The organism is Methylocella sp. CPCC 101449 (genome assembly GCF_031921685.1).
In the GTDB taxonomy this organism is placed as follows: domain Bacteria; phylum Pseudomonadota; class Alphaproteobacteria; order Rhizobiales; family Beijerinckiaceae; genus Terripilifer.
On record NZ_JAPDHU010000002.1, the window covers coordinates 950,094 to 974,861 of the forward strand.

The 24,768-nt window shown below is 61.5% G+C and carries 25 protein-coding genes; 17 read left to right on the top strand and 8 right to left on the bottom strand.

Features of this window, described 5'->3' with window-relative positions; translation table 11 throughout:
• Nucleotides 1–49: 49 nt before the first annotated feature.
• From OIM99_RS15320 to OIM99_RS15380, 13 genes are all read left to right on the top strand, one after another.
• Nucleotides 50–895, top strand: coding sequence for a creatininase family protein (locus OIM99_RS15320; RefSeq protein ID WP_311851291.1), 846 nt, complete (start codon nt 50–52; stop codon nt 893–895).
• A complete protein-coding gene (locus tag OIM99_RS15325) occupies nt 892–2,259 on the top strand; it encodes an FAD-binding oxidoreductase (protein WP_311851292.1) in 1,368 nt (455 codons plus the stop codon). The genes OIM99_RS15320 and OIM99_RS15325 overlap by 4 nt, the downstream gene beginning before the upstream one ends.
• A gap of 35 nt (nt 2,260–2,294) precedes the next feature.
• On the top strand, nt 2,295–3,275 hold the full coding sequence (locus OIM99_RS15330) for an ABC transporter substrate-binding protein (RefSeq protein ID WP_311851293.1): 981 nt from the start codon (nt 2,295–2,297) through the stop codon (nt 3,273–3,275).
• A gap of 5 nt (nt 3,276–3,280) precedes the next feature.
• Nucleotides 3,281–4,129 (top strand): ABC transporter permease, encoded by an 849-nt coding sequence (locus OIM99_RS15335; protein ID WP_311851294.1) that lies wholly within the window; start codon nt 3,281–3,283, stop codon nt 4,127–4,129.
• On the top strand, nt 4,126–4,953 hold the full coding sequence (locus tag OIM99_RS15340) for an ABC transporter ATP-binding protein (RefSeq protein ID WP_311851295.1): 828 nt from the start codon (nt 4,126–4,128) through the stop codon (nt 4,951–4,953). The genes OIM99_RS15335 and OIM99_RS15340 overlap by 4 nt, the downstream gene beginning before the upstream one ends.
• A 10-nt stretch (nt 4,954–4,963) precedes the next feature.
• Nucleotides 4,964–5,977 (top strand): 2-oxoglutarate and iron-dependent oxygenase domain-containing protein, encoded by a 1,014-nt coding sequence (locus OIM99_RS15345; protein WP_311851296.1) that lies wholly within the window; start codon nt 4,964–4,966, stop codon nt 5,975–5,977.
• Nucleotides 5,978–6,345: 368 nt separating this feature from the next.
• Nucleotides 6,346–7,785 carry an NAD(P)/FAD-dependent oxidoreductase gene (locus tag OIM99_RS15350; RefSeq protein WP_311851297.1) on the top strand — a complete coding sequence of 480 codons (1,440 nt, stop codon included), beginning with the start codon at nt 6,346–6,348 and terminating at the stop codon, nt 7,783–7,785.
• Nucleotides 7,782–8,279 (top strand): ureidoglycolate lyase, encoded by a 498-nt coding sequence (locus OIM99_RS15355; protein WP_311851298.1) that lies wholly within the window; start codon nt 7,782–7,784, stop codon nt 8,277–8,279. Before OIM99_RS15350 ends, OIM99_RS15355 begins: the two co-directional genes overlap by 4 nt.
• The gene (locus OIM99_RS15360) at nt 8,280–8,939 is read left to right on the top strand and encodes an amino acid ABC transporter permease (RefSeq protein ID WP_311851299.1); all 660 of its coding nucleotides are present in this window, start codon (nt 8,280–8,282) and stop codon (nt 8,937–8,939) included.
• The gene (locus tag OIM99_RS15365) at nt 8,936–10,159 is read left to right on the top strand and encodes an amidohydrolase family protein (protein WP_311851300.1); all 1,224 of its coding nucleotides are present in this window, start codon (nt 8,936–8,938) and stop codon (nt 10,157–10,159) included. Before OIM99_RS15360 ends, OIM99_RS15365 begins: the two co-directional genes overlap by 4 nt.
• Nucleotides 10,156–10,941, top strand: coding sequence for an amino acid ABC transporter ATP-binding protein (locus OIM99_RS15370; protein ID WP_311851301.1), 786 nt, complete (start codon nt 10,156–10,158; stop codon nt 10,939–10,941). Before OIM99_RS15365 ends, OIM99_RS15370 begins: the two co-directional genes overlap by 4 nt.
• Before the next feature lie 29 nt (nt 10,942–10,970).
• On the top strand, nt 10,971–11,759 hold the full coding sequence (locus OIM99_RS15375) for an ABC transporter substrate-binding protein (protein WP_311851302.1): 789 nt from the start codon (nt 10,971–10,973) through the stop codon (nt 11,757–11,759).
• Nucleotides 11,760–12,046: 287 nt separating this feature from the next.
• Nucleotides 12,047–12,604 (top strand): DapH/DapD/GlmU-related protein, encoded by a 558-nt coding sequence (locus tag OIM99_RS15380; protein WP_311851303.1) that lies wholly within the window; start codon nt 12,047–12,049, stop codon nt 12,602–12,604.
• A gap of 8 nt (nt 12,605–12,612) precedes the next feature.
• Here OIM99_RS15380 and OIM99_RS15385 read toward each other — a convergent pair whose 3' ends face one another.
• Nucleotides 12,613–13,923, bottom strand: coding sequence for an MFS transporter (locus OIM99_RS15385; RefSeq protein WP_311851304.1), 1,311 nt, complete (start codon nt 13,921–13,923; stop codon nt 12,613–12,615).
• A gap of 163 nt (nt 13,924–14,086) precedes the next feature.
• On the opposite strand from OIM99_RS15385, the gene OIM99_RS15390 reads away from it, so the two are divergent.
• Nucleotides 14,087–15,004, top strand: a complete 918-nt coding sequence (locus tag OIM99_RS15390; RefSeq protein ID WP_311851305.1) for a 2-oxoglutarate and iron-dependent oxygenase domain-containing protein — start codon at nt 14,087–14,089, stop codon at nt 15,002–15,004.
• A gap of 6 nt (nt 15,005–15,010) precedes the next feature.
• On the opposite strand, the gene OIM99_RS15395 is transcribed toward OIM99_RS15390, so the two are convergent.
• From OIM99_RS15395 to OIM99_RS15405, 3 genes are all read right to left on the bottom strand, one after another.
• The gene (locus tag OIM99_RS15395) at nt 15,011–15,811 is read right to left on the bottom strand and encodes a heme ABC transporter ATP-binding protein (protein WP_311851306.1); all 801 of its coding nucleotides are present in this window, start codon (nt 15,809–15,811) and stop codon (nt 15,011–15,013) included.
• A 2-nt stretch (nt 15,812–15,813) separates the two neighbouring features.
• Complete coding sequence (locus tag OIM99_RS15400) at nt 15,814–16,812, bottom strand: iron ABC transporter permease (protein WP_311851307.1); 999 nt, start codon at nt 16,810–16,812, stop codon at nt 15,814–15,816.
• Between the two features lie 82 nt (nt 16,813–16,894).
• On the bottom strand, nt 16,895–17,758 hold the full coding sequence (locus OIM99_RS15405; RefSeq protein ID WP_311851308.1) for an ABC transporter substrate-binding protein: 864 nt from the start codon (nt 17,756–17,758) through the stop codon (nt 16,895–16,897).
• 270 nt (nt 17,759–18,028) lie between these two features.
• Here OIM99_RS15405 and OIM99_RS15410 point away from each other — a divergent pair, with 270 nt between their 5' ends.
• From OIM99_RS15410 to hutX, 3 genes are read left to right on the top strand one after another with little or no spacing between them, the layout of a single operon-like run.
• Nucleotides 18,029–20,176 carry a TonB-dependent hemoglobin/transferrin/lactoferrin family receptor gene (locus OIM99_RS15410; protein WP_311851309.1) on the top strand — a complete coding sequence of 716 codons (2,148 nt, stop codon included), beginning with the start codon at nt 18,029–18,031 and terminating at the stop codon, nt 20,174–20,176.
• A gap of 20 nt (nt 20,177–20,196) precedes the next feature.
• Nucleotides 20,197–20,538 carry an antibiotic biosynthesis monooxygenase gene (locus OIM99_RS15415; RefSeq protein WP_311851310.1) on the top strand — a complete coding sequence of 114 codons (342 nt, stop codon included), beginning with the start codon at nt 20,197–20,199 and terminating at the stop codon, nt 20,536–20,538.
• Nucleotides 20,535–21,062 carry a heme utilization cystosolic carrier protein HutX gene (gene hutX / locus OIM99_RS15420; RefSeq protein ID WP_311851311.1) on the top strand — a complete coding sequence of 176 codons (528 nt, stop codon included), beginning with the start codon at nt 20,535–20,537 and terminating at the stop codon, nt 21,060–21,062. Before OIM99_RS15415 ends, hutX begins: the two co-directional genes overlap by 4 nt.
• Here the strand turns inward: hutX and OIM99_RS15425 are convergent.
• The 4 genes from OIM99_RS15425 to OIM99_RS15440 form a co-directional block, all read right to left on the bottom strand.
• Nucleotides 21,055–21,669 (bottom strand): 50S ribosomal protein L11 methyltransferase, encoded by a 615-nt coding sequence (locus OIM99_RS15425; RefSeq protein WP_311851313.1) that lies wholly within the window; start codon nt 21,667–21,669, stop codon nt 21,055–21,057. The genes hutX and OIM99_RS15425 overlap by 8 nt on opposite strands.
• Nucleotides 21,670–21,765: 96 nt before the next feature.
• Nucleotides 21,766–23,268: a tripartite tricarboxylate transporter permease gene (locus OIM99_RS15430; RefSeq protein ID WP_311851314.1), complete on the bottom strand. Its 1,503-nt coding sequence runs from the start codon at nt 23,266–23,268 to the stop codon at nt 21,766–21,768.
• Between the two features lie 3 nt (nt 23,269–23,271).
• Nucleotides 23,272–23,730 carry a tripartite tricarboxylate transporter TctB family protein gene (locus tag OIM99_RS15435; RefSeq protein WP_311851315.1) on the bottom strand — a complete coding sequence of 153 codons (459 nt, stop codon included), beginning with the start codon at nt 23,728–23,730 and terminating at the stop codon, nt 23,272–23,274.
• A gap of 72 nt (nt 23,731–23,802) precedes the next feature.
• A complete protein-coding gene (locus tag OIM99_RS15440; RefSeq protein WP_311851316.1) occupies nt 23,803–24,765 on the bottom strand; it encodes a tripartite tricarboxylate transporter substrate binding protein in 963 nt (320 codons plus the stop codon).
• Nucleotides 24,766–24,768 lie beyond the last annotated feature (3 nt).

Genomic DNA, 24,768 nt, shown 5'->3' on the forward strand with positions numbered 1-24,768 from the left:
CCAGGAGACGCGATCAATCTTTGAGTCAGAAGCAGTTTGGAGAATGACATTGGCCGACCAATTCTATTGGGATGAACTGACGACGCGGGACTTCGCCACGCTCGATCCCGAAACGATCGCCGTTCTGCCGATCGCCGCGACCGAACAACATGGACCGCATCTGCCTGTTGCGACCGATAGCGCGATTGCCGACGGCATGCTTGGCGTGCTGCGCCAGATGCTGCCCGCCGATCTCTCCATATTGGTTCTGCCCCGCCAGGCCATCGGCAAGTCCAACGAACATTCCTTCGCCCTCGGCACGCTGACTTTGACGCCCGACGTTCTGATCAAGGCCTGGACCGACATCGGCCTGTGCGTAAACAAGACCGGCATCCGCAAGCTGCTCATTATCAATTCGCATGGCGGCAACAATCAGATCATGGACATTGTCGCACGCGAGCTGCGCGTCCGCGCCGCCATGCTGGCCGTGACCACCCAATGGAACCGCTTTGGCATCCCGCCCGGGCTGGTGAATGAGACCGAGCGCCGCATCGGCGTCCACGCAGGCATGGTCGAGACGTCGCTCATGCTGCGGTTCCGTCCCGATCTCGTGCGCATGCAAAACGCGCAGGATTTCAAATCCTCGACGCTGTGGCTCGAGGAGAATTTCAAATACCTGCGGCACAACGGCGGCCACAACATGGGTTGGATGATCCACGATCTCAATCCCGAGGGTGCCGTCGGCAATGCTTTGGCGGGAACGGAAGAGATCGGCCAGACGATCGCCGAACATCAGGTCGCGGGCGTTATCGAACTGCTGCGCGACATGAAACGCTTCAGCCTCAAGACGCTGGCGACCGAGGCTGGTGTCAGCACCGCACCCAACATTTCTCCCATCAAGCGAGCCATCGCATGACCTATCCTGGCCTCAAGGATCTGGAAACGGACCTCGCCGACATTCCCAAGGCCAATCCTAGCCTGCTGCGCGCCAAAAGCCGGGACTATTACTGGTTCTCGCCGATCCTCAAGCGCGAGCTCGACGGCAAAAACGCCGATCTGGTGCTGATCCCGGAAACCCGCGAGCAGTTGGTGCGCATCGCCAGCGCCTGCGCCCGCCATAAAGTGCCGGTCACCGTGCGCGGCGGCGGCACCGGCAATTACGGGCAGGCGGTTCCGGTGCAGGGTGGGGTGGTCCTCGACATGACGCGCTTCGACCGCGTGGTTCATGCGGCGCCCGGCGTCGGCCGTTTCGAAGCCGGCGCGCGTCTCCTGGAGATTGACCGTGCCTTACGCGATCAAGGATGGGAGTTGCGCTTTTTCCCCTCGACGCGGCGGCATGCGACAATAGCCGGTTTCATCGCCGGCGGAGCCGGGGGGATCGGTTCTTGCACCTGGGGCCAGCTCGCCGATCCCGGCGCCGTGATCGCCATTCAGGTTCTGACGGTCGAGGAAAACCCGCGCCTCATTGAGCTGCGCAACCGTGATGCGCTGAAAGTTCTGCACGCCTACGGCATGAACGGCATCATCACCGAGGTGGAAATGCCGCTGGCGCCCTGCCAGCCGTGGATCGACACGATCGTCACCTTTCCCGATCTGATGTCGGCGAGCGAGTTCGGCTATGCGCTGGCGGCGGCCGAAGGCATCGCCAAGAAGCTCATCTCGATCCATGACGAGCGCATCCCGCCGATGATGGATCAACTCGCCGCGCATGTTCCATCCGGCCAGGCCATGGCCATCGTCATGGTGGCGGAACCGCAATTCGAAGCCATGGCCGCCTTGGCGGGTGACTTCGGCGGCACGATTTCTTTCCGGCGCACGGTCGCCGAAACCGACGATGCCGCCTTCGGCACGAACGCCGAGGTCACGCCGCTCTACGAATACACCTGGAACCACACGACCCTGCGCGCCATGCGCGTCGACCGCGGCTTCACCTATCTGCAGGTGCGCTATCCGGCCCACGAGGAACTGCGCATCATCAAGAGCCTGAAGGACAAATATCCCGACGAACTCATTCTGCATCTCGAATTCCAACGCCGCTTCGGCCGGGTCTTCGTCTCGAGCCTGCCGCTGGTGCGCTATCGCGATCCCGCCCGTCTGCAAGCCCTCATGGACGAAATCGAAGCCATGGGCGGGCAGATCTCGAACCCCCATACCTATCGGCTGGACGGCGCGGGCTGGAAACGGACCGACGCGCCGCAGCCCGAATTCAAACGCGTCGCCGATCCTCACAACCTGATGAACCCCGGCAAGATGCTCGAAGCCACAACGGCACTGGCATGAAAAACGTGAACGACAAGAAAGAAGGAAAGCACTCCATGACGACAGCTTTCACCCGTGCTCTCGCGATTGCCGGCATCGCCGTGATCGGCTTCACCACCTCGGCTTCGGCGGGCGAAACGTTCAAAGTGCGCTTCTCCTGGAAGCTAAAGGGCGAATATGCGCCGCTCTACATGGCCAAGGACATCGGTGCCTTCGAGAAGGCGGGCCTCGATGTCGCCATGGGGGAGGGCGCTGGAGCCCCAGCAGCGCTGACGGCGATGCTGCAAGGCCAGGAGGATGCCGTGATCATGCCGGCAGCCTTCGCCCTCACCGCGATTTCGAAGGGCATGCCCATCAAGATCGCCGCGCTCTATCACCCCAAAGCGCCGCTCGGTTTCGTCAGCCAGGCGCATAGCGCCGTGCGCGAACCGAAGGATCTGGAAGGCAAGAAATTCGCGGTTTCGGTCGGCGATACGCTGGCCTCCTATCTGCCGGTGTTCTGCAAGAAGACTAATATCGATTGCGAGAAGATCACCAAGGTCACGGTCAATCCGCAGGTGCGCAACACCCAGTTCGTCGCCAAGCAGATTGATGTCATCGGCACGTATCTGAACGTCGATCTGCCGCTGTTGGAGCCGATCGTCAAAGAGAAACTGGTGGTGCTCGACGTCACCAAATACGGGCTGGCACTTCCCGGCCTTTCGGTCGTCGTCTCCGATGCCGGCATTCAACAGAAGCCGGAAGCGATCGCGCGCTTCATCAATGCGATCGCCGCCGGTGTCGAGGCCACCCGCAAGGATCCGGAGAAAGCAGCGGCCGTGCTGAAGAAGGAATGGTCCGGCTCGCCGCCGGTCGAGGTCATCAACCGGCAGGTGACCGAAACCTTGAACGCCATTCCCGTCGTCGCCGGCCACAAAGCGGGATGGATGGAACCTGCCTGGATCAGCGAAGCGCTCGAAATCCTGAAAGAAGGCGGGGAACTCGATGAGATCAAGCCCCTGCCGACCTATTACACCAATGCCCTGGTCGAGAAATGAAGGTCATGAGCGAAGTTCAGGCGGTGAGCGCCATTCACGTCCCGGCCCCGATGTCTGATGCGGACCTGCGCAAGCGCGAACGCATCCGCCGCAAACGGTTGCGCTCCACCATCGAAAATCTGGCAGCGCCAGCGCTGGCCCTGGCCTTGCTTCTGGCGTGGCAGATCGCCGTGCCACTGTTCAACGTCAGCGAATTCGTTCTGCCGACGCCCTTCGACATCCTGAAACGCACCGTCACCGACTACAGGCTTTTGCTGTCCCATTGCTGGGTCACCGCTGCCGAAGTGGTGGCCGGCTTTCTCTGCGCCGCCACGGTCGGCATTCTGACGGCGCTGGCCGTGTTCTATTCACGCATCGTCGAACGCGCCGTCTATCCTCTACTGGTGGCGATGCAGACCGTCCCCAAAGTGGCTTTGGCACCGCTGGTCATTCTCTATCTGGGCTACGACTGGGGCCCCAAACTGTTCCTGTCGTTCCTGATTTCCTTCTTTCCAATCGTCGTCGCCACCGTCGTCGGCCTAAAGAGCCTCGATCGCGGCTATGCCAATCTGGTCAAGTCGATGGGCGCGAGCGAGGCGCAGGTCTTTCTGAAAGTGCGCCTGCCGGCCGCTCTGCCCAGCATTTTCGGCAGTTTCAAAGTGGCCTTGTCCCTGGCCGTCATCGGCGCCGTTCTTGGCGAATATGTCGCCGCGGAGAGGGGGCTTGGCTATCTCCAGCTCCAGGCCAATGCCAATTTCGACGTGACGTTGAACTTCGCCGCCGTCTTCGTCATCGCGCTGCTCGGTGTCAGCCTCTACTCCATCATCCTGTTCGTCGAAAAGAAGATTAACACCCAGCACGGAGCCCGCCCATGAACGCGCCCGTCATGCAGGCCGGCCTATTGTCCGCACGGGGCAGTGGTGTTGGCGTGCGCATCGACCAGGTCCAGAAAATTTTCGAGACCCGCGATGAGGACGAAGTCATCGCACTTCAGGGCACGAGCATGACGATCGCACCTGGCGAGTTCGTCGCCGTCGTCGGCCCGAGCGGCTGCGGCAAGAGCACGCTCCTCTCCATGGTTGCCGGGATCGAGAAACCGACCCAGGGCACCATCCTAATCGATGACAAGCCGCTGAATGGTCCTAACCCGCGCACCAGCGTGGTCTTCCAGAGCGATTATCTGCTGCCCTGGCGCACGGTGATCGACAACGTTCTGCTGCCTCTCGAGATCAAGCGTCTCAATGTCGAGAGCTATCGCGAACGCGCCGAGAGCCTGCTCGCCCAGGTCGGCCTCGCCGGCTTCGGACAACGTTTCCCGGCAGAGCTCTCCGGCGGCATGCGCCAGCGCGTCGCCATCTGCCGGGCCGTCATCCAGGAGCCTGGTCTGTTGTTGATGGACGAACCTTTCGGCGCCCTCGACGCCTTGACCCGCGAGCAGATGATCATGGATCTGCAAAGCCTGTGGCTGCGGCTGAAGAACACCGTGCTCTTCATCACCCATGGCATCGACGAAGCGGTCTTTCTGGCCGATCGGGTTGTCGTGATGTCGCCGCGTCCCGGTCGCATCGATCTCGAAATCAAGATCGACCTGCCGCGCCCACGCAGATGGAATGAAATCCACCAGGACGATCGTTTCGCCGAAGCGGTGGCACGCGTGCGCCGCCGATTTGAGGAACGGGGCGTTCTCAGCGCCAGCTAACGAGGGAAACATGCTGCTCTATACCCCGCCGAAAGCCGCCGAATTCATTCCGATCATCGATCTCAGCACTGACGCGCTGACGGCCTCCGAGGCCATTCATCGCGCCTGCCGCGGCACGGGTTTTTTCTATGTCAGCCACCATGGCGTCGCCGGCGAGCTGGTCGCGGCGCAATTCGCCATGGCGCAGCGCTTCTTCGATCTGCCCTTGCCGGCGAAAATGGCGCTCGACATGCGCAATGCCCCCTCCACGGCGGGCTATGAGCCGATCGGCGCGCAAAAGCTCGACAGCCAGGATGCAAAGGCCGCAGTGGCGCCGCCCGATCTCAAGGAAAGTTTCTATTGCATGGTCGATCTCCCGGACGACCATCCGATGTCGCAGCGGCGCATTCGTGGTTTCGGTCACAATCAATGGCCGGTGGAACTGCCGGATATGCGGCCCATGCTGCTCGATTATCAAAAGGCCATGCAGCAGCTCGGCAACCGCATCCTCTCCTTGCTGGCCTTGTCGCTCTCCCTGGAGGAAAGCTGGTTCGAGAAGCATTATCAAATGCCGGTCAGCACGGTGCGGCTGATCAAATATCCGCCGCAACCCGGCGATGCGCAGTTCAACCAGATCGGTGCCGGCGCTCATACGGACTGGGGCGGCATTACGATTTTGGCTCAAGATGACGTCGGCGGACTGGAGGTGCGCAACACTGACGGCGAATGGCTGATCGCCAAGCCGATCCCGGGAACATTCGTCGTCAACCTCGGCGACCTCATGGCCCGCTGGAGCAACGGCATCTACAATTCCAACCTGCATCGCGTGAACAACAATATGAGCGGGCGAGATCGCTATTCGATCGCGACATTCTATTCGCCCAATCCGGATGCGCTGATCGAGCCGATGCCGACTTGCATCAGCGACGACAATCCGCAGCGCTTCGCCGTCTGCACGGCCGCGGAACACATTTCGGAAATGTTCAAGCGATCATACGGCTATGCTGCGGGCCAGACCAAGGACGATCGCGTGCCGGCTGCATAACCGAGCGCCAACGGTAGTGCCTTATGCATGCTTTCCTGGCAGAAACTGCTCATTCTGTCCGCAGCAGCGACGGAGTATGCCTTGGATAGGGCTCCGTGCCGTTTCATCTCCGCCGGATTTGTCTGCTCGCACCGGATGGCACGCGAGTTGCTTTTAAATATCCGTTCAAATGGCGAGATGATGTCAGGACTTTCTAACAGCACGCCTTGTCTACGCCGCGCGGGTCGTCCCCCGCGTGCGCATGGACTTGCGCGCGCGCGTGGGCGGTGGCGACGAACGGCTTGACTGAAACAAGGCTGCGCCCCGACGGGCAGCGGCCTTTTCTCGTTCGCCCAAATTTACGTTCATAAGCCGTCTGAAAGACCTTCATGACATTTCATAGCTCGTCCGCACTCGACGTGCGGCTGAATGACGACCTCGTTGCGACCTCCTATCCCGATATAGATTGGGTCCGCCCCGTCGCCGGCCCCGATGGCCAGCCCGCTCTCGACTGCGCGGTGATTGGCGCGGGACAAATGGGATTGACCATCGCCGCCGGCCTCAAGCGGGAATGCGTCGGCCGCGTCGCATTGTTCGATCGCGCCACCGCCGGGTTCGAAGGCCCCTGGCTCACCTTCGCGCGCATGCAAACGCTGCGCACACCCAAATTCGTCACCGGAACCGAACTCGGCCTGCCGTCCCTTGGTTTCCGCGCCTGGTGGATCGCGCGCCACGGGCAGGAGGGCTGGGACTCTCTTGGCCGCATCCCACGCACCGCCTGGATGGACTATCTCGTCTGGTATCGGCAGGCGATGGGCCTGGATGTCCGCAATGGCCACGACCTGCAAGCGATCTCGCCGAGAAACGGCGGATTGTTTCGTCTGCTGTTCGCTACGCCCGCCGGGAGCCGCGAGGTCTATGCGCGCACCGTAGTCCTGGCGACGGGCTCGGAAGGCGGGGGAGGGCACATCGTTCCGACCCTCATCGCCAATGCCGTACCGCCAGAGCAATTTGCCCATACCAACGACACGATCGACTTCGCGCCACTGGTCGGAAAACGCATCGGCATTCTGGGCGCCGGCGCCTCCGCCTTCGACACGGCGATTGCCGCCCTCGAGGCCGGTGCCGCATCGGTCGATCTCTGCTTCCGGCGCGAAAGCCTGCCGCAGGAAAACCCGCGCCGTTGGATGGAATCGTCCGGCTTCCTCGCCAGCTTCGGCGCGTTCTCCGACGAGTTGAAGTGGCGCTACATGCACCGGCTCTACACGATCGGCCAGCCGCCGCCTTTGCCGACGTTCGAGCGCGCCATGTCCTTCCCGACCTTTCGCATGCAGGCCGGCACGCCTTGGGATACATGCCGCACGCAAGACAAGGTGATCGAAGTCCGATCCGGCGACCGCACTTTCACATTCGACTTCGTCGTGGCTGGAACCGGCATCAGCGTCGACCTCGGCTTGCGACGGGAATTGGACGAGCTGCGCCCACAACTCGCCCTGTGGCAGGATCGTTTCATGCCTCCCGCCGATCTTCGTCACGGCACGCTTTCGAGCTTTCCCTATCTCGGCCGGCACGGCGAATTCACGGAAAGAGAGCAGGGCGCAGCACCCTACCTCCAGCGGATCTGCTTTCTCGCCCGTCCCGCGACCCTCAGTCTGGGGCCGGTCGCCGCCAGCAATTCCGCGCTCAAATATGTTGGCCCGCGCGTCATTCGTCACATCGTCCAAACACTCTCGCTCGATCAGACCGAAGCCGATTGGCAGCACTTCATGTCGATCAAGCACTTCGAGCGCCCCGTCGAAACGAAGACTTTCACAAGGACTTCCAAATGACATCCGAACGGACATTACGCCCACAGCTCATCTCGGCCGAAGCCTTCGCGCCTTTCGGGGATCTCATTCCTCCCACGGCAGATGGCATCCTCTTTGGACCGCAGGATGCGCGCCTGGATATCGCAGGCGGCATACCCCGCCTCTATATCATGCGTCTGGAACCGCGTGAGTTGCGGTTCAAACGCATTACGCGCCATGCTCAGGTCACGCAATGTCTGGCCGCCCTGGGCGGACGCGAATGGCTCATCGCCGTCGCGCCGCCCATCGCATCTGCCGATCGCAGTTTGATGCCGGATCCGTCCTCCATCCAGGCCTTCAAAATCCCGGGTGATCACGCCATCAAGCTACACAAAGGCTGCTGGCACGCGGGTCCTTTTTTCGAAGGCGCGGACGTCGATTTCATCAATCTCGAACTGTCCGACACCAACGAAGTCGATCACATCAATTGCGCCTTGGACAAAGAGTTCGGCGTCACCATGCGCTTCGAGGTCTAAATGGATTTCGAATGGCACCTTTTTGTCGACTCTTTACCGAGTCTACTCTACGGCGCGCGAACGACGGTCGCGCTTGCCTCCGCCGCTGCCGTCTTCGGCCTGATCATTGGCGTGAGCCTTGCATTGCTGCATGCAACTGCATTCCCACCCCTCGTATGGCTCGTTACAGGCTGGACCACTTTGATGCGCAGCCTGCCTCTGCTCGTCACTCTGTTGTTTCTGTACTACGGGTTGCCATCGATTGGCATCCTTCTGAGCGCCGTTACGGTGGCGATCATCGCGATGTCGATCACCACCGGCGCCTTCGTCACGGAAATCATGCGTGCCGGAATCGAAAGCATCGATCGCGGGCAGATCCGCGCGGCCAAATCACTGGGCATGTCATGGGTACAATCCATGCGTCTGGTGATACTGCCGCAAGCCTTTCGCCGGGTGTTGCCGCCATTGACCAATGAGGCCATCACACTCCTTAAAAACACCGCACTGGTCTCCGTCATCGCCATTCCCGATCTGCTGCGCGCCGGCACCGACATCATGACCTGGAAGGCCAATACCTTCAGTCCTTTTGCCGGCGTCGCGCTCGTCTATCTCTGCCTGACGCTGCCGCTCGTTGCCCTCAACGCCTACCTCGAACAGGGCATCAAGAGGAGCCAGCGATGAGAACCATCTTCATAAACGCCACGCTGTTGCCGGGGCGCGACGATTGGCAGGCCCGCGAAGGGCAGGACGTTCTGATATCGGACGGAAAAATTTCGGCGATCGGACGCAATCTCTCCAGTCCCGACGGCACGCATGTCGTCGATGCCTCATCTCTTCTGCTGATGCCAGGCTTCGACAATGCCCACACGCACTCACCGGAAATGCTCGGTCGCGGTCTCGCGCCCATGGCCGAGCTGAACGAATGGCTCGGCCATGCCTATGGCGGTGGTCGGGACAGTCTGGATGATACCGACATCGCCCGGGCCATTCATCTCTGCGCCAAGGACATCGTGCGGGGCGGGGGCATTTCAGTCACCGACCATGTCCGTCAGGTTCCGCTGCGGCCGGATGCCATACGCGCCGCCGCACGGGCCTGGGCAAAAACGAAGCTGAAGGCACGAATTGCCGTCAACATTCGTGATCGCGCTACGGCCGGCGGTGGTCAGACCACCCAGGAGATTCTCACTCAAACCGAGGCCCTGCTCGACGACGATCTGCCCGTCGCCGTCATTCCAGGTCCGTCCGCGCCGCAGCGCGTGACGGATGAACTGCTGATCGAAACCGCCGCGTTTGCCAAAGCGCGCGGCCTGTCCCTGCACATGCACAACTGCGAAAGCCGCGAGGACGCCCGCACATGCCGTGAACTCTACGGCGAAAGCGCGATCGCCCATCTCGATCGTCTCGGCGTGCTCGGACCCAATGTCGAGCTGGTGCATTCGGTGCATATCGACGACGACGATATCGCGCGGCTTGCGGCCAGCGGCGCTCGGATCATTCATAGCCCGATTGCCAACCTGCGCCTGGGATCCGGCGTCGCGCCGATCGCTCGCGCGCTGAGGCAGAACGTCGACGTCCGCCTCTCGACCGATGGCGCCGGCAGCAACGACAGCCAGAGCATGCTGGAGGCGGCGAAATTCGCCTTGTTGGCGCCGCGCGCCGCCATGCCGTCCAGCGAATGGCTGACGCCTGAACAAGTGCTGCGCATGGCAACTGGCAGCGCCAAATTGGAGACGGGGGCTTCCGCCGATCTCATTGCCTTCGAACTCACCGCCTCGGCCTTCGTCAACGCACGGGACAATCTCGCCTCCAACGTCGTGCTGGCCGCCCGTGACGGCGATCTCATGCACGTCATGGCCGGCGGCGCGTTTCTCATGCGGGAAAGGAACGTACAGCTCCCATGACCGATACTATGACCGACACCCCCATCAAGATCAGGAATCTCTACAAAAGCTATGGCTCCAACGAAGTGCTGCGCGGCATCGATCTCGACGTCCAGCGTGGCGAGGTCGTCTGCGTCATCGGCCCGTCCGGCTCCGGCAAGTCGACGCTTCTCCACTGCATCAACGGCCTGGAAGCTTTCGATTCCGGCGAAGTGCTTTTCTGCTCCGAATATATCGGCTGGGGGCCTGAGAGCGGCGGCGGCCGGACGCGCGTCTCTGAACGCACGATGACGAAGCTGCGTCAGCGCATCGGCATGGTGTTCCAGCAGTTCAACCTGTTCCCGCACATGACGGTGCTCGACAACATCACCGTAGCGCCCATCCAGGTGTTGGGCGAAGCGCGCGACGGCGCGATCGAACGTGCCCGTGCGCTTTTAAGCAAGGTGGGCCTCGCGCACAAAGCCGATGCCTTTCCAAGCCAATTGTCGGGCGGCCAGCAGCAACGCGTCGCTATCGCCCGTGCGCTGGCCATGCAGCCCGAAGCCATGCTGTTCGACGAAGCCACCTCGGCCTTGGACCCAGAGCTTGTCGGCGAAGTGTTGGGCGTCATGCGCCGTCTCGCCGACGAAGGCATGACCATGGTCGTCGTGACCCATGAGATCGGCTTCGCGCGGGATGTCGCGGACCGCATCGTCTTCATGGACCAGGGCGTCGTCGTGGAGCAGGGGCCGCCCAACGACATCCTGACCATGCCCACCAATCCCAGGACACGCGAATTCCTCACGCGCAGCCTCGGTGCCTGAAACTCGAATGACATAAGGAGATGATGATGATGAAATCGATAATTGCCTATTCGCGGCGCGCGGTTCTGTTCGCCGGCTGTCTGGCCATGTTGGCCTGTGGTCCGGTGCTAGCGCAAGGCAGCGATACGCTAGCCAAGATCCGCGCCAAGGGAACGATCGTCATTGGCAATGGCGGCGCCTTCCCGCCTTTCGAATTTATGGAAAACGGCCAGCTCACCGGTTTCGATCGTGATCTTGGCGAGGAAATCGCCAAACGCCTCGGGGTCCGAGCCGAATGGATCGTGTCCGATTTCGCCGGGCTCATTCCAGGCCTGACGTCCGGCCGGACGGACGTGATCATCTCGGCCTTGACCCGCACACCCGAGCGCGAGCAGCGCATTGCCTTCTCCCGCGCCTATTACCAGACCGGCATCGCCGCCGCCTATCGCGCCGACGTCAGTGTCGCCAATCCGGACGATCTCGCTGGCAAAATCGTCGGCCTGCAAACCGGCACCGCCGGCGAGAAATTCACCCGGGATTCCTATGCCAACAAGGTCAAGGAACTGAAGACCTATCCGGAATTTCCTTTGGCCTTACGGGACCTGGAAATCGGCCGCGTCCAGGTGGTCGTCAACACGATGCCGGTGCTGCGTTACAACCTGGCGCGCAGCAATCGCGCCGGCCTCAAACTGTCGAATGTCTGGGACGCGCGCGACATCGGCATCAACACGCGTCCCGCCGATACCAATCTGATGGCCGAGATCAACAAACTGCTGGGCGACATGAGCAGTGATGGCTTCCTGAAGTCGCTTGAAAGCAAATGGTTCGGCACGAACTAGAACGATCGGCACGGGCGGCCGGTTCGGCAAAAGGAATCGGCTGCCAGATCAAACGGTACCTCAAGCAAAGGCGCTAACTCATAGAGCTTTCAGGCAAATTGAAAGGTTTCGAGGGTCACATTTATGTTCCATAATATAGATTATGCGAATCATTTAGATCCGATCCAGACAGGCTGTCCCGGATGGATTTTCGACCCTCCTTCCGCCTAGCGTTACAGCCCGCGAGTCGCCTTTGCGCTCGTCTTTGGCCGGCCCGGACACTCGCTCGATCGGAAGGAAAACGACGAATGGCGCATGACGATCGGGCGAAGATGATCCCCAGGAGAACGCCGGAATCGGCGGCCATGTCGGCGAACGTCAAGCGCGCGATGACGATCACCGCCGTGCTCAATCGCCTGACCTATAACGATGCCGATGAGGTCCGGGCCTTATTCAGCGAACTCATCGGCAAAAAGGTCGACGACAGCTTTCTCCTGATCCCGCCTTTTTACACCACCGGCGGGCCGGACATCACCATCGGCCGGAATGTCTTCGTCAATCAGAACTGCACCTTCTACGACCTCGGCGGGCTCGACATCGCCGACGATGTGATGATCGGCCCGAACGTCAGCCTGATCACGAGCGGCCATCCGGTCGAACCTTCGCAGCGCCGCGCCGGGGTCACGGCCAAACCGATCGTGATCGAGCGGAACGTCTGGATCGCGGCCGGCGCGATCATCATCGGCGGCGTCACGGTGGGCGAAAATTCGGTCGTCGCGGCCGGCTCGGTCGTCACCAAAACCGTGCCGCCGAATACCCTCGTCGGCGGCAATCCGGCACGGATCATCCGGTCGATCGCCGACTGAGCGGGCGCCTAGCGTATCACCTGCCCAGCCGCGCCGCGCGGCCCCAGAAGCAGGAGCAGAATGAAGCCGACCAAGGTCGCTGAAATGACCGAGAACATGGTCAGCGAGCCCCAGGTCTTGAGCAGAGGCACCAGAAGCAAGGGCGCCAGTGACGCTCCGATGCCCCTCGCCGCCCAGGCCCAAGACGTGGCGCGCGCTCGTTGAGCTGTCGGCACGATCTCGGCCGCGTATAAAACCAGAACCGGCACGAAGATCGCGCTGAGCAGATTGAAAGCGATGCCGGCGGAAACGAGAACGCCCGCATTGTTCTGCAGCCCAAACAGCATACCCAATGCCATCAGCAGCAAGGCACACAAAATCAGGACGGTCTTTCGTTCGACCTTGTCGACCCCGAAGCCGACCGCCAAGGCGCCCAGAACCGGCCCGAGGTTCGAGAGGCCGACGAAGAGTAATGATTTTTCGACGGTAAATCCCTTCTCCACCAGAACCACGCCCAGCAGCAGCGGAAAGCCGAGGGTCGACCAGGGCGTGAAGAAAAACAGCAGCACCAGGAAGACCAGCCGCCGCACCAGCAGGTCTTGCCCCTGTGCGGGAGGCATGGAAGCGGCTTGAGCGGTGGAAGTCTCCTGCGGCGCATCGACAGCCGCCGGATCGAGGACGCGAAGAGCCGCCCTCGCCTCGTCCATTCGGCCATTCGCCGCAAGCCAGCGTGGCGACTCCACCAGTTTCGCGAACATGTAAAGGCAGGGGATTCCAACCACGACGCCGATGATAAAGGCCCAACGCCAGGCTTCAATGCCGAGGGGTTGAAGGGGCGCCAGCCAGGAGACCGCAAAAGTCATGGCAAATGGCCCAAGAGCAGCAACGGCGACTGTCGTCATCATGGCAGGTCCCCGCGCATGCGCGGGAAGAACGTCGGCCAGATAAGTCGTCATGAGCGGCGGATAGGCACCGAGCGCCAAGCCGGAGAGCAGACGTATGACGATGAGAGATTCGATATTCGGGCTGACCGCCGCCACCCCCGAGGTGATCACGATGACGGAAAGGATCAGCAGCAAGACGCGGCGTCGGCCATATCTGTCAGCCAGCCAGCCGGAAAAAGCAGCGCCAAAAATCGCACCGATGAAAACCGACGACAGAAGCCAAGACAATTTACCCGGCTCCACCGAATAAGGCGGCGCCGCAAAGATCGTCGACATGATGGCGCCGATGGCAAACTCCGCCATATCGAAGCTGAAGCCGAAAGCACAGGCAGCGATCGTAAAATAGTGCATCGGCCGCAGTTTTGCGGCCTCAAACTCGTCCGCGCTCTCTTTCATCGTCAGATCGCCCCTGCCCCTTAGTCGCGACCGAAACATGATCCGCCGCGAAGCCCCACGAAGGGAGTATCAAGTGTCGCGATCCAGCGAAAGGGTTCGCCGGACGTGGCCTGCTTCTTGCTCGCTGGCAAGCATCTGAATCGGCTGCTCGAGGAACCGCCGCGTGACCACGATCCCCGTCATCGACATGAGCGACATCACCACTGAGGCCGGCGCGAAGCGACTGGCGGCCGAACTAGGGCAGGCTTGTCGCGAGGTCGGCTTTTTCTACCTCACCGGGCATGGGCTGACGGAAGCCGATATCGATCTATTGTTCGCGGAATCGCGCCGCTTCTTCGCCTTGCCCGAAAGCACGAAAAAGGCGATCGCCATTTCCGCTTCATCGGCCAACCGCGGCTATGTCGGCCTGCGCACCGAAGCGCTCGATCCCGACAAGAATATCGACGACAAGGAAGCCTTCAATATCGGCGTCGAAGGCATGGCCGCCGCCAATCTCTGGCCCGACCTGCCCGATTTTCGCGAGCGGATGCTGGCCTATTTCGCGCGCGTGCAGGGTCTGGGTGTCGCCTTGCACCGGCCGATCGCGCGTGATCTCGGCCTCGCTCCCCATTTCTTCGACGACAAGCTCGACCGCCCCATGGCCACCCTACGCCTGCTGCACTATCCGCCGGCCACTGCGCGCGCCAATGGCCAATATGGGGCCGGTGAGCATACGGACTACGGCAATCTGACCCTTCTCCTCACCGACGATGCCGGCGGCCTCGAAGTGCGCGATCGTGACGGCAACTGGATCGCCGCGCCCTATCTGGCCGGTGCCTTCGTCTGCAACATCGGCGACTGCCTGATGCGCTGGACCAATGACGTCTACAAATCGACGCCGCACCGGGTCACCAATCCGCGGGGCCGCGATCGCTATTCGATCGCCTTCTTCCTTGACGCCAACGACACGGCGCGCGTCTCAACCATTCCAAGCTGCGTCACCGCCGGGCGCCCTGCCCGCTATCCCGACATCACCGCCGGCGCCTATCTGCGCGAACGCCTGAGCGCGACCTACGGTTTCAAACCGGCCGAGGCGAGTTAGCGCAACCTAAAACCGGCCGATCGCACCATAGTCCGGCACGATATAAGGACGCGCATTCGCCTCGGACTGGAGAACCGTCAGATCGATGTCGAACGTCTCCCGCATCGTTGTGGGCGTGATGGCCTCGGACGGGCGTGCGCTCTGTTGTACCCGTCCATTTTTCATCATGACGATTTTATCGGCGCAGGCGGCGGCCAGATTGACGTCGTGCAGCACCGCGCAGACGGCCACGCCCTCGCGACAGAGCGCGCGGGCCGCGCTCATGATCATGATCTGATGTTTAAGATCGAGGTTCGACGTGGGCTCGTCCAGCAACAGCGCCTGGTCGATCCCCTCTTGCCGGCAGGCGATGATTTGACAGACCGCCCGGGCGAATTGCACGCGCTGCTGTTCGCCGCCCGACAGGGTTTGATAGTTTCGGTCGATCAGATGACGCACATCGGCGAGGTCGATCGCCCGTTCGACGGCCGTCGCGGTTTGCGGCGCCAATTGATTAGCCGCATGCAGACCGAAACCGATGACCTCCAAAACGCTATACGGAAACATCAGGTGCGAGGCCTGCGTCATCACCGAACGCCGGCGCGCCAATTCGATCGGCGCGATCGTGTCGATCGAGGTGCCCGACAGGCGGGCGACACCGAACGTCGGTTTATATTCCCCCGTCAACATCCGCAGCAGCGTGGTTTTTCCGGCCCCATTGGGGCCGAGAACGACGACCAGTTCGCCCCTGTCGATCGACAGCGAGACATTCTCGACGATCGTCTTGCCGCGTACCGAGTAGCAGAGCCGTTCTGCCTCGATGATCATGGTCAGATCGCTCTTTCGCGGCGCAGAAGCAGCCAGAGGAAGAAGGGCGCGCCCACCAAAGCGGTGAGAATGCCGATGGGTAGATCCGCCGGTGCGACGATCGTCCGCGCGCAGGCATCGGCTGCGACCAGCAGACTGGCGCCGAGCAGTGCCGAAATCGGCAACAGGCTGCGATAGTCGGGACCGATCGCCAGGCGCACGAGATGCGGCACGACAATGCCGACGAAGCTGATCACCCCCGCGGCAGCGACACCGACCCCTGTCGTGAGCCCAATCAGGATGATCGACGCCACTTTGATCAGTTGAACGCGGTGGCCGATGTGAAAGGCGGCGGCCTCGCCTAAAGCCAGTGCGTTCAAGCCGTTGGCGAGAAATTTCGAGGCGCCGAGCAGAACGATGATGACCGGGACGGCGATCGACACTTTCCACCAGTTGGCGCCACCGAGACTGCCCATGGTCCAGAACGTGATGTCGCGGAGCTGTCGGTCGTCGCTGATGTAGATGAGCAGGCCGATGCCCGATGCGGCAAGGGCCGAAACCGCGATGCCTGCCAGCAACATGGTCGTCGTCGACGTCTGCCCGTCGCGGGTCGATATGACATAGAGCGCGGCGGCAACCAGAAGGCTGCCGAGAAAGGCCGCGAACGGCAGAACGAAGCCCTGCATCACCATGGGTGAAAGCGGCAGCAGACGGTCGCCCAGGACGATCGTCGCGGCGGCGGCAAAAGCCGCGCCGCTGGAAACGCCGACGATGGCGGGATCGGCGAGCGGATTGCGGAAGAGCCCCTGCATGATGGCCCCGGCCACTGACAAACCGCCGCCCAGCAGGAGCCCCAACAGCACGCGCGGCAGACGAATGTTCATCAGCACGAGCCAATCGCGCGCCATGGATGCGTCGGTTTCGCCCGTCATCCAAGAGACCGCGAGCGTCAGCAGTCTGCCGACTGGGATGGCGACCGGCCCCGTTGCCAGCGCCACGACAACCGAGAGAACCAGAAGCACCGCCGCAAGCCCCCGCCATACGTGACGCGGCGGGCGCGGCGCTGGTGGAGGGGAGCGATTTCAGTCACGGCGGCATAAGCCGTCATTTCGCAACCGTCCCGTCCCCATAGATCTGTCGCATCAAATCCTTTGCCGCATCGGGCGCGCTCGGACCAAATCCCAAGAGATAGACCGCGTCCATGTGAACGATGGCCTTGGTCGTAGCGGCCGGCGTGGTGGCGAAAGCCGGCAGCGCGAAGACATCTTTCACCACGTCTTCGCCGGGCCGATGCGCCCAGATGATGACGTCGGGCGCAGCAGCGACGATGGCTTCGTCGCTCATCGGCTTGTAGCCGTCCATGCCGCCGCCGGCGTTCACCGCGCCGGCAAGATGGATCATCGCATCGGCGGCGGTCTTCTGGCCAGCCACCATCGCCCGCCCGCTCTGCATGCCCAAAACCAGAAGAACGCGTTTGCGATTGGCAATTTTCGCGACGCTCGCCGTCAGGCTTTCGAAACGCTGGGCGACATCGGCATGCAGGCGCTGCGCGGCGCTCTCCCGCTCGATCAATTGTCCGATGGCATCGATCCTGTGAAGCAACGACTCGGCGCTCGCCACATCATCCAGATTGACGATCTTGATACCGGCCCGGCGCAGATTCTCCAGAACCTCCGGCGGCCCCGCCCCCGCCGAGGTCAGCACCATATCCGGACGAAGCGCCATCAAACCTTCGGCCGAGAGTGCCCTGAGATAGCCGACATTGGCTTTGGTCGCGAGCGCTTGCGGCGGCAGCAGGCTGGTGGAATCGACACCCACCACCGCGTCAGCGGCTTCGAGCGCGTAGATGATCTCCGTGTTCGAACTGCCGAGTGAAACCAATCGCGTTGGCCGCTCGGCGTAAGCGAGCACACTGGCGTTCAGAAATACGAGGGCGGCGAGCGCGCCTTTGATTGCACTGAGCTTCATAAGTCCTGTCCGCAAAATCCCCGTCGCTACCCTCTCCGTTCCTTTAGGAAATCCACGCCAAGAATACCAGCGAGCTTTCTCAGTTTAGAATTATTGAAATCAAATATACGGCTTATTATAATTCGTATAAATTCAATGTTTTCAGGATTTATTGACTCAAAATACTTGTTCTGATCTTGAGGCCCAAGGCTGACATTTCGCGAGCAATGCGCTGCTCGCCGTTTCCGGCAAGGGGCTAGAGGTATGAAGAGAGAGACGGGAAGATGGCTTGTGGCCGTGGCGACCTGTCTGTCCGCGACATCGGTCGCGGCACAATCGCAAAACACTGGAGCACCGCTCACCGAACTCGATGAGATCACCGTCTCGGCGGAACGCGGTCCAACCAAGATCTATGATACGCCGGCCACCGTGTCGGTTCGCGAACGCACCGAATTGGATCAGAAGAACATTCAGTCGCCGCGCGATCTCGTGCGCGACGAACCGGGCATTTCCGTCGGTAATCAGCCGTCACGGACTGGCTCGACGAACTACGTCATTCGCGGCATTGGCGAGAACCGTGTCCGCCTGCAGGTCGACGGCATCAAGGTTCCCGATTATCCAAGCTCCAACTATGGCGCTGGCACCTATACGCGCGACTTCGTCGATTTCGACACGCTCAAACAGGTGGAAATCATCCGCGGTCCCGCGTCCGCTCTCTATGGAAGCGACGCCATCGGCGGCGTCGTCTCCTATGTGACCAAAGACCCGGCCGATTATCTGTTGTTCAGCCCGCGCAACTGGTTCGTCAGCGGCAAGGTGGCTTATGATTCCACCGACCGTTCGTTCGCTCAAACCGTGACCGGCGCCGGCAAGGTTGGCCAGCTCGAAACCTTGCTGATCTACACCCATCGCAACGGTCACGAAGTCACGCCGAACACCTATCGCAAGGCCAATCCGCAGAATTACACGGCCCATAGCGTGCTCGGAAAGATGGTCTATGACGCGGGCGAATGGGGACGGTTCCGTCTGACGGCCGAACTGACCCATAAGACGCTCGACACCAATCTTCTCACCGAACTCAGCTCGGCGGTCTTGGGCTCACGCGGCGAAGATCGCACCATCCGTCCACGTATCAGCTTTGATTGGTCTCTGCCCGTCACCTGGGGCATCGCCGATTCGATCAAGACCATGGTCTATTACACCGAGGTCGATCGGCAGGAGCTGACGCGCCAGGGCCGCGTCACCGGCGCGCCCTCGACGATCCCCAACCGCTACCGCTTCTCGGACTTCGACTTCAAACAGAAGATCTACGGCGCCGAAGTGCAACTGGAGGCGCAACGCAACTGGGGCGACTGGAACCACAAGTTCATCTACGGCGCCTCCATCGACTATACGACGACCGCCCGCCCGCGCGACCGCACGGAAACCAACCTCTTGACCGGTGCGACGACACGCTTCGTCGGCCTCGAAACGTTTCCGAACAAGAATTTTCCCGACACAGAAACCTTGCAGATGGCAGCCTATCTTCAGGACACCATCTCATGGGGCCGCTGGCGCTTCATTCCCGCTTTGCGCGCCGACTATTTGAAGCTGACGCCGAAACCCGATCAGGCTTTCGCCAATTCCAACCTGGCCAACTTCCAGGTCGACAGGCTCAATACCGTCGCGATCTCACCAAAATTTGGCATCACCTACGATCTGACGGACCAGTATCGGCTCTATGGCCAGTATGCGCGAGGCTTCCGCGCACCGCCCTATGACAATGCGAATTTCGCCTATTCGAATCCGGCCTTCGGCTACCAAATCCTGCCGAACTTCTCGCTGAAGCCCGAAACCAGCGACGGGTTCGAGGCTGGTCTGCGGGGCCGCTTCGACAATGGATCGAGCTTCCAGGTCAACGCCTTCTACAACGTCTATCAGAACTTCATCGAATCCGTCCTGCTCGGCATCTCCCCTGGCGGCTTGCAGCAGTTCCAGTATCGGAACCTGCCGCGCGTCACCATCTGGGGCTTTGAAGGCAAGGGCACGCTGAAGGTCTCGACCGATTGGTCGCTGTTCGCCAATGTGGCGTTCCAGCAAGGCCGCGATACGTCGACCGGCATGCCGATCGACTCCGTAGATCCGATCACGGGTCTTGTCGGCGTCCGCTATGAGCCTTCGACGCTCTGGGGCGCCGAGGTTCGCCAGCGCTTCGCCGGCGCCAAGAACCGGGTGAGCGCAGCCGCGATCTACAAGCCGCAGGGTTGGACGACCACTGACTTCACGTTATTCTACAACCCGACGCCGAATATTTCGTTCAACTTCAACGTCTACAATATCTTCAACCAGAGATATTTCGTGGCGCAGGACGTCCGTGGATTGTTGGCGACCAACCCCATCCTCGAACTCTACCGCGCGCCGGGCCGCACATTCGCTCTCAATGCGACTGTTCGCTGGTAATACAAATAAGGGAGAAAAACATGTTCGTTGCCATGAACAGATTCCGCGTCATTCCGGAGCGCGCGAACGATTTTGAAGCGACCTGGCTGAAGCGGGAATCCTATCTCCATGAGATGGAAGGTTTCATGACCTTTCAGCTCCTGCGTGGCGCTGAGAAGCCGGACCACGTTCTGTTCTCGTCCTATACGCTTTGGCGGACCCGGCAGCATTTCGACGCCTGGGTGCAATCGGCTCAGTTTGCGGCCTCCCACAAGCGGGCGGGCAACAGCCAGCCGACGATCATCGGCCATCCGGAATTCGAAGGCTTCGATGTCATCCAGCAACTGGAAGCCCACGCGAAGCAACCCGAGAGCGTGCGATGACCGCCACGCTCTCTTTATCGATCGCTGAAGAGCAGGCACGACGTGTCAAAGATGCCATCGCGGCCCGACCGGATGGCGTTCTCGAGAGCGTTGCGGAGTCCTGCGGCGTCACCATGCGAACCGTTCTGGAAGCTTTACCGAAGGAACAGGTTGCTTTCGCGCCGGGCGAGGGTTTCGAGGACGTGTGGTCGCATCTCAGCGCATTCGGCCCGATCGTATTCATCGTCCATTCCGCTGACGGCGTCTTCGAGACGAAAGGCACCCTGCCCCCCGGCAGCAGCGGACGCGGCTATTTCAACGTTCACGGCCAGTCGCCCATCAGCGGACATATTCGCGCCGACCGTTGCAAAGCCATTGCCTTCGTCGACCGGCTTTTCTTCGGGCGACGTTCGCTCTCGGTCCAGTTTCTGAACCTCGATGGCCATGTGATGTTCAAAGTCTTCATGGGCCGGGATGAGAGCCGCGAACTCTTGGCCGACCAGATTCAAAAATTCGAAGAGCTGCGCGGCCGCTTCATCATGTGAAGTCGCGCGCTTCGGCTGTGAAGGCGAACACCGCGTTGCTCCTATGCGCGGTGCCGCCGCCATCGCCGAAATCCGGCCCCGGATATTCCGCCAACAGACGCAGCCGCGTCTGCGGCAGAAAGGCCCGCCAGGGATCGCCGATCAGCACGTCGATACCAGCGCCCAGACATCGATCGAGAAAGGCCGTGACACGCCGCGCCAGGTCGCGCTCGTAGAACAGATCGCCGACGAGAACGGTCTCGACGTCAGGCGGAGCGCCAGCCGTCAGATCGCCTAAAACTGTCGCAACGTGTACGCCGTTGATAGCGGCGTTCAACTGCGTCATCGCCACGGCATAGGTATCCGTGTCGGCACAGGTTACTGTCCGCGCGCCTGCCTTGGCGGCCGCGATGCCGACCAAGCCGGATCCGGCCCCCAGATCCAACAAGGAGCGACCGGAGACGATCTCGGAATGATCGAGAACGTAGCGCGCGAGAGCCAGGCCCCCGCCCCAGTGGTGCGCCCAATAGGGCGTGCCAAACTTCCGGTCCATCTCGGCCAAACGCCACAAGCCGCTCTTCGGCCCAGCCTTGTGCAGGCTGATCTCCGGCACGGTTGGCACCGGCATCACCGGAAAATGCGCCTGAATGAAGTCCAGCGCCTGGGGCGGCGGATCAGCGTCGATGGTGGTGCTCCGAGGTCTAGCGTCACGGAGCTTATACGCTCAGGATTCGGCGAAAACATCCTCCCGCTTACGACGCATCCGGGGCGACAGCACGACGATCAGCAGGACGAGCGCCACGGCGAGCACGCAGGCGGAAATCGGCTGGGTGACGAATATGCTCAAATTGCCCCGCGAAATTTGCATCGAGCGGCGGAAGTTTTCTTCCAGCATCGGCCCCAGAACGAAGCCCAGCAGCAGCGGCGCCATTTCGCATTTCAGGCGTGCCAGGAAATAGCCGGCCACCCCGAGCCCGGCGGCGACGAAAATCTGGAAGGTCTGGTTGTCGATGCTGAAAATACCGATGACGCAGAAGACCAGAATGGCCGGATAGAGATAGCGATAGGGAATCGAGATCAGCTTCACCCACAGCCCGACCATCGGCAGGTTGAGCACGATCAGCATGAAATTGCCGATCCACATCGAAGTGACGAGCGCCCAGAACAATTGCGTGTTCTGGGTCAGGATCTGCGGCCCCGGCGCGATATTGTGGATCATCATGGCGCCCATCATCAGCGCCATCACGCCATTGGCCGGGATGCCCAGGGTCAGCATTGGAATGAACGAGGTCTGCGCGGCGGCATTGTTGGCCGCCTCAGGGCCGGCCACGCCCTCGATGGCGCCCTGCCCAAACTCCTGCGGCCGCTTGGACGCGCGCTTCTCCACCGAATAGGCGGAGAAGGAGGCCAGCGTTGCCCCGCCGCCCGGCATCAGACCCAGGAGCGATCCCAACAGCGTGCCACGAACCGCCGCCGGCGCCGAACGTTTCACGTCCTGCCGGGTCGGCCAAAGGCTCGTTACCTCATAAAGCTTGGGGCTTCCCGTGGTCTTGTCGCGAACATGGGCGATGATTTCAGCGAAAGCGAAAATGCCCATGGAGATGGCGACGAAATCGATACCGGAACTCAATTCCAATGCACCGAAGGTGAAACGCGCCACGCCGGAATTCACGTCGACACCGATACACCCGAGCAACAGACCGATCAGCACCATGGCGATGGCGCGCAGGATCGGCCCATGCGCCAGGATGACGGCGGCGATCAGCCCCAAGATCATCAGCGAGAAATATTCGGGCGAGCGGAACGACAGAGCGAGCGACGCCAGTATGGGCGAAAAACCGGCGATGACCGCTGTCGAAATGGTGCCCGCAAAAAGCGAGGCCAGCGCCGCCACGGCCAGTGCGACACCCGCCCGGCCCTGCTGTGCCATCTTATGGCCGTCGATGGCGGTCACCACCGCCGAGGCTTCGCCCGGCAGATTGATCAGGATGGCGGTCGTTGATCCGCCATACTGGGCGCCATAATAAATACCGGCGAGCATGATGAGCGCGGTGATCGGATCGAGCGCATAGGTCATCGGCAGCAGCATGGCGATCGTCGCCATCGGCCCAAGACCGGGCAATACGCCGATCGCCGTGCCCAGCAGAACGCCGACGAAGCAATAGAACAGATTGCCGAGGCTGAGGGAGACGCCGAAACCGAGTTCGAGATTGGCAAGCAGGTCCATGTCTCACCACCACACGAGCGGAATTTGCATGTTCAGCCCCCAGACGAACACGCCATAGGCGAGCGCCGTCAGCACCACCGTCGTGACCAGCAAGGGCAGCCATTTGACGCTGGGCGAGGCGAAAGCGGAGATGATGACCAGTGCTGGGATGGCGACCAGGAGCCCTGCCTGGAGCAGGAGCAGAGCCGATACCACGACGGCCAAAGTGATCACGACCAAAGCCCGAACCGATACCGGCTCGGCGATCACGTCGTCGGAGCGCAGCGATCCAGCCAGACTGATCAATCCGACGACGATCAGCATGACGCCGAGACACAGCGGAAAGAACCCCGGTCCCATGCGGGCCAGCGTTCCGATCGGATATTGCGACGCGCCGACGACGGCGATGATGCCGACGGCCATGAAGACCAATCCCGATTGACCGTCAGTGGTGCGCAAAGCCCGCGCTAGAATATTTGACATGATCGGCTCGCTCCCCGGCAGCCCTGCCCGGTTGCGAGCAGCTTTTGATGATTTTGGGGCGACGAAGGCGGATCAATCCGCCTTGATGTTCGCCTCGCGCACGACTCGCGCCCAAAGAGCGACCTCGTTGGCATAGGCTTCCGAGAACCTGGCGCGGTCCAATTTGCTCGGCCGGGCACTGCGCTCACGGATGTAACGCTGCATCTCTTCCGATTGCACGGCGTTGATGAAAGCCTTTTCGAGAAGCGCCGCCACGTCAGCCGGCACCTTCTTTGGGCGGAACACGGCGAACCAACTGGTGATGTCGAAGTCGGGCATGCCCAATTCGCTGACGGTTGGAATATCCGGGAAACCTTCGACGCGTGTATCGCCGGTGACGGCCAGTCCCTTCACGCCGCCGGAGGTGATGTGCTGGGAAAGATTGGCGAGGTCGAGGACGATGAAGTCGCTCTCGCCGCTGATCACCGCCGTCGCGGCGGGCGCCGCGCCCTGATAGGAGATCACCTGGAAATCGATGCCGGTTTTCAAGCCGAACAGCGCCACAGCGAGCTGGGAAGACGTGCCGGACGAAGCCGCGTTGAGCTTGCCCGGGTTTTTCTTGGCGTAGGCGACGAGGTCTTGCAGGCTGTTCAACCCGAGCTTCGGGTTGACGCCGACGGTGAAGGGCATGCTCATGATCTGCCCGACTGGTTCGAGATCGGCCAAGGGATCATAGGGCGCCTTGCGCAAGCTCGGATTCATGACGAGGCCCTGCGCGTCGATGAGCAGCGTATAACCGTCGGGCGTGGCTTTCGCGACGCTCTCTGCCGCGATCATGCCAAAGCCGCCCGGCTTGTTTTCGACCACGACCGGCTTGCCCAATTGCGAGGCCAGGGATTTGGCGATCATGCGTCCGGAAATATCGACCACGCCGCCGGCGGCGAACGGCACCACCAGCTTGATCGGGCGATCCGGAAAATTCTGCGCCTGGGCCGACAGCGGCAGACAGAGGGCGGCGGATAGGATGGCGGCACAGACGGCGTGAATGAACTTCATTGG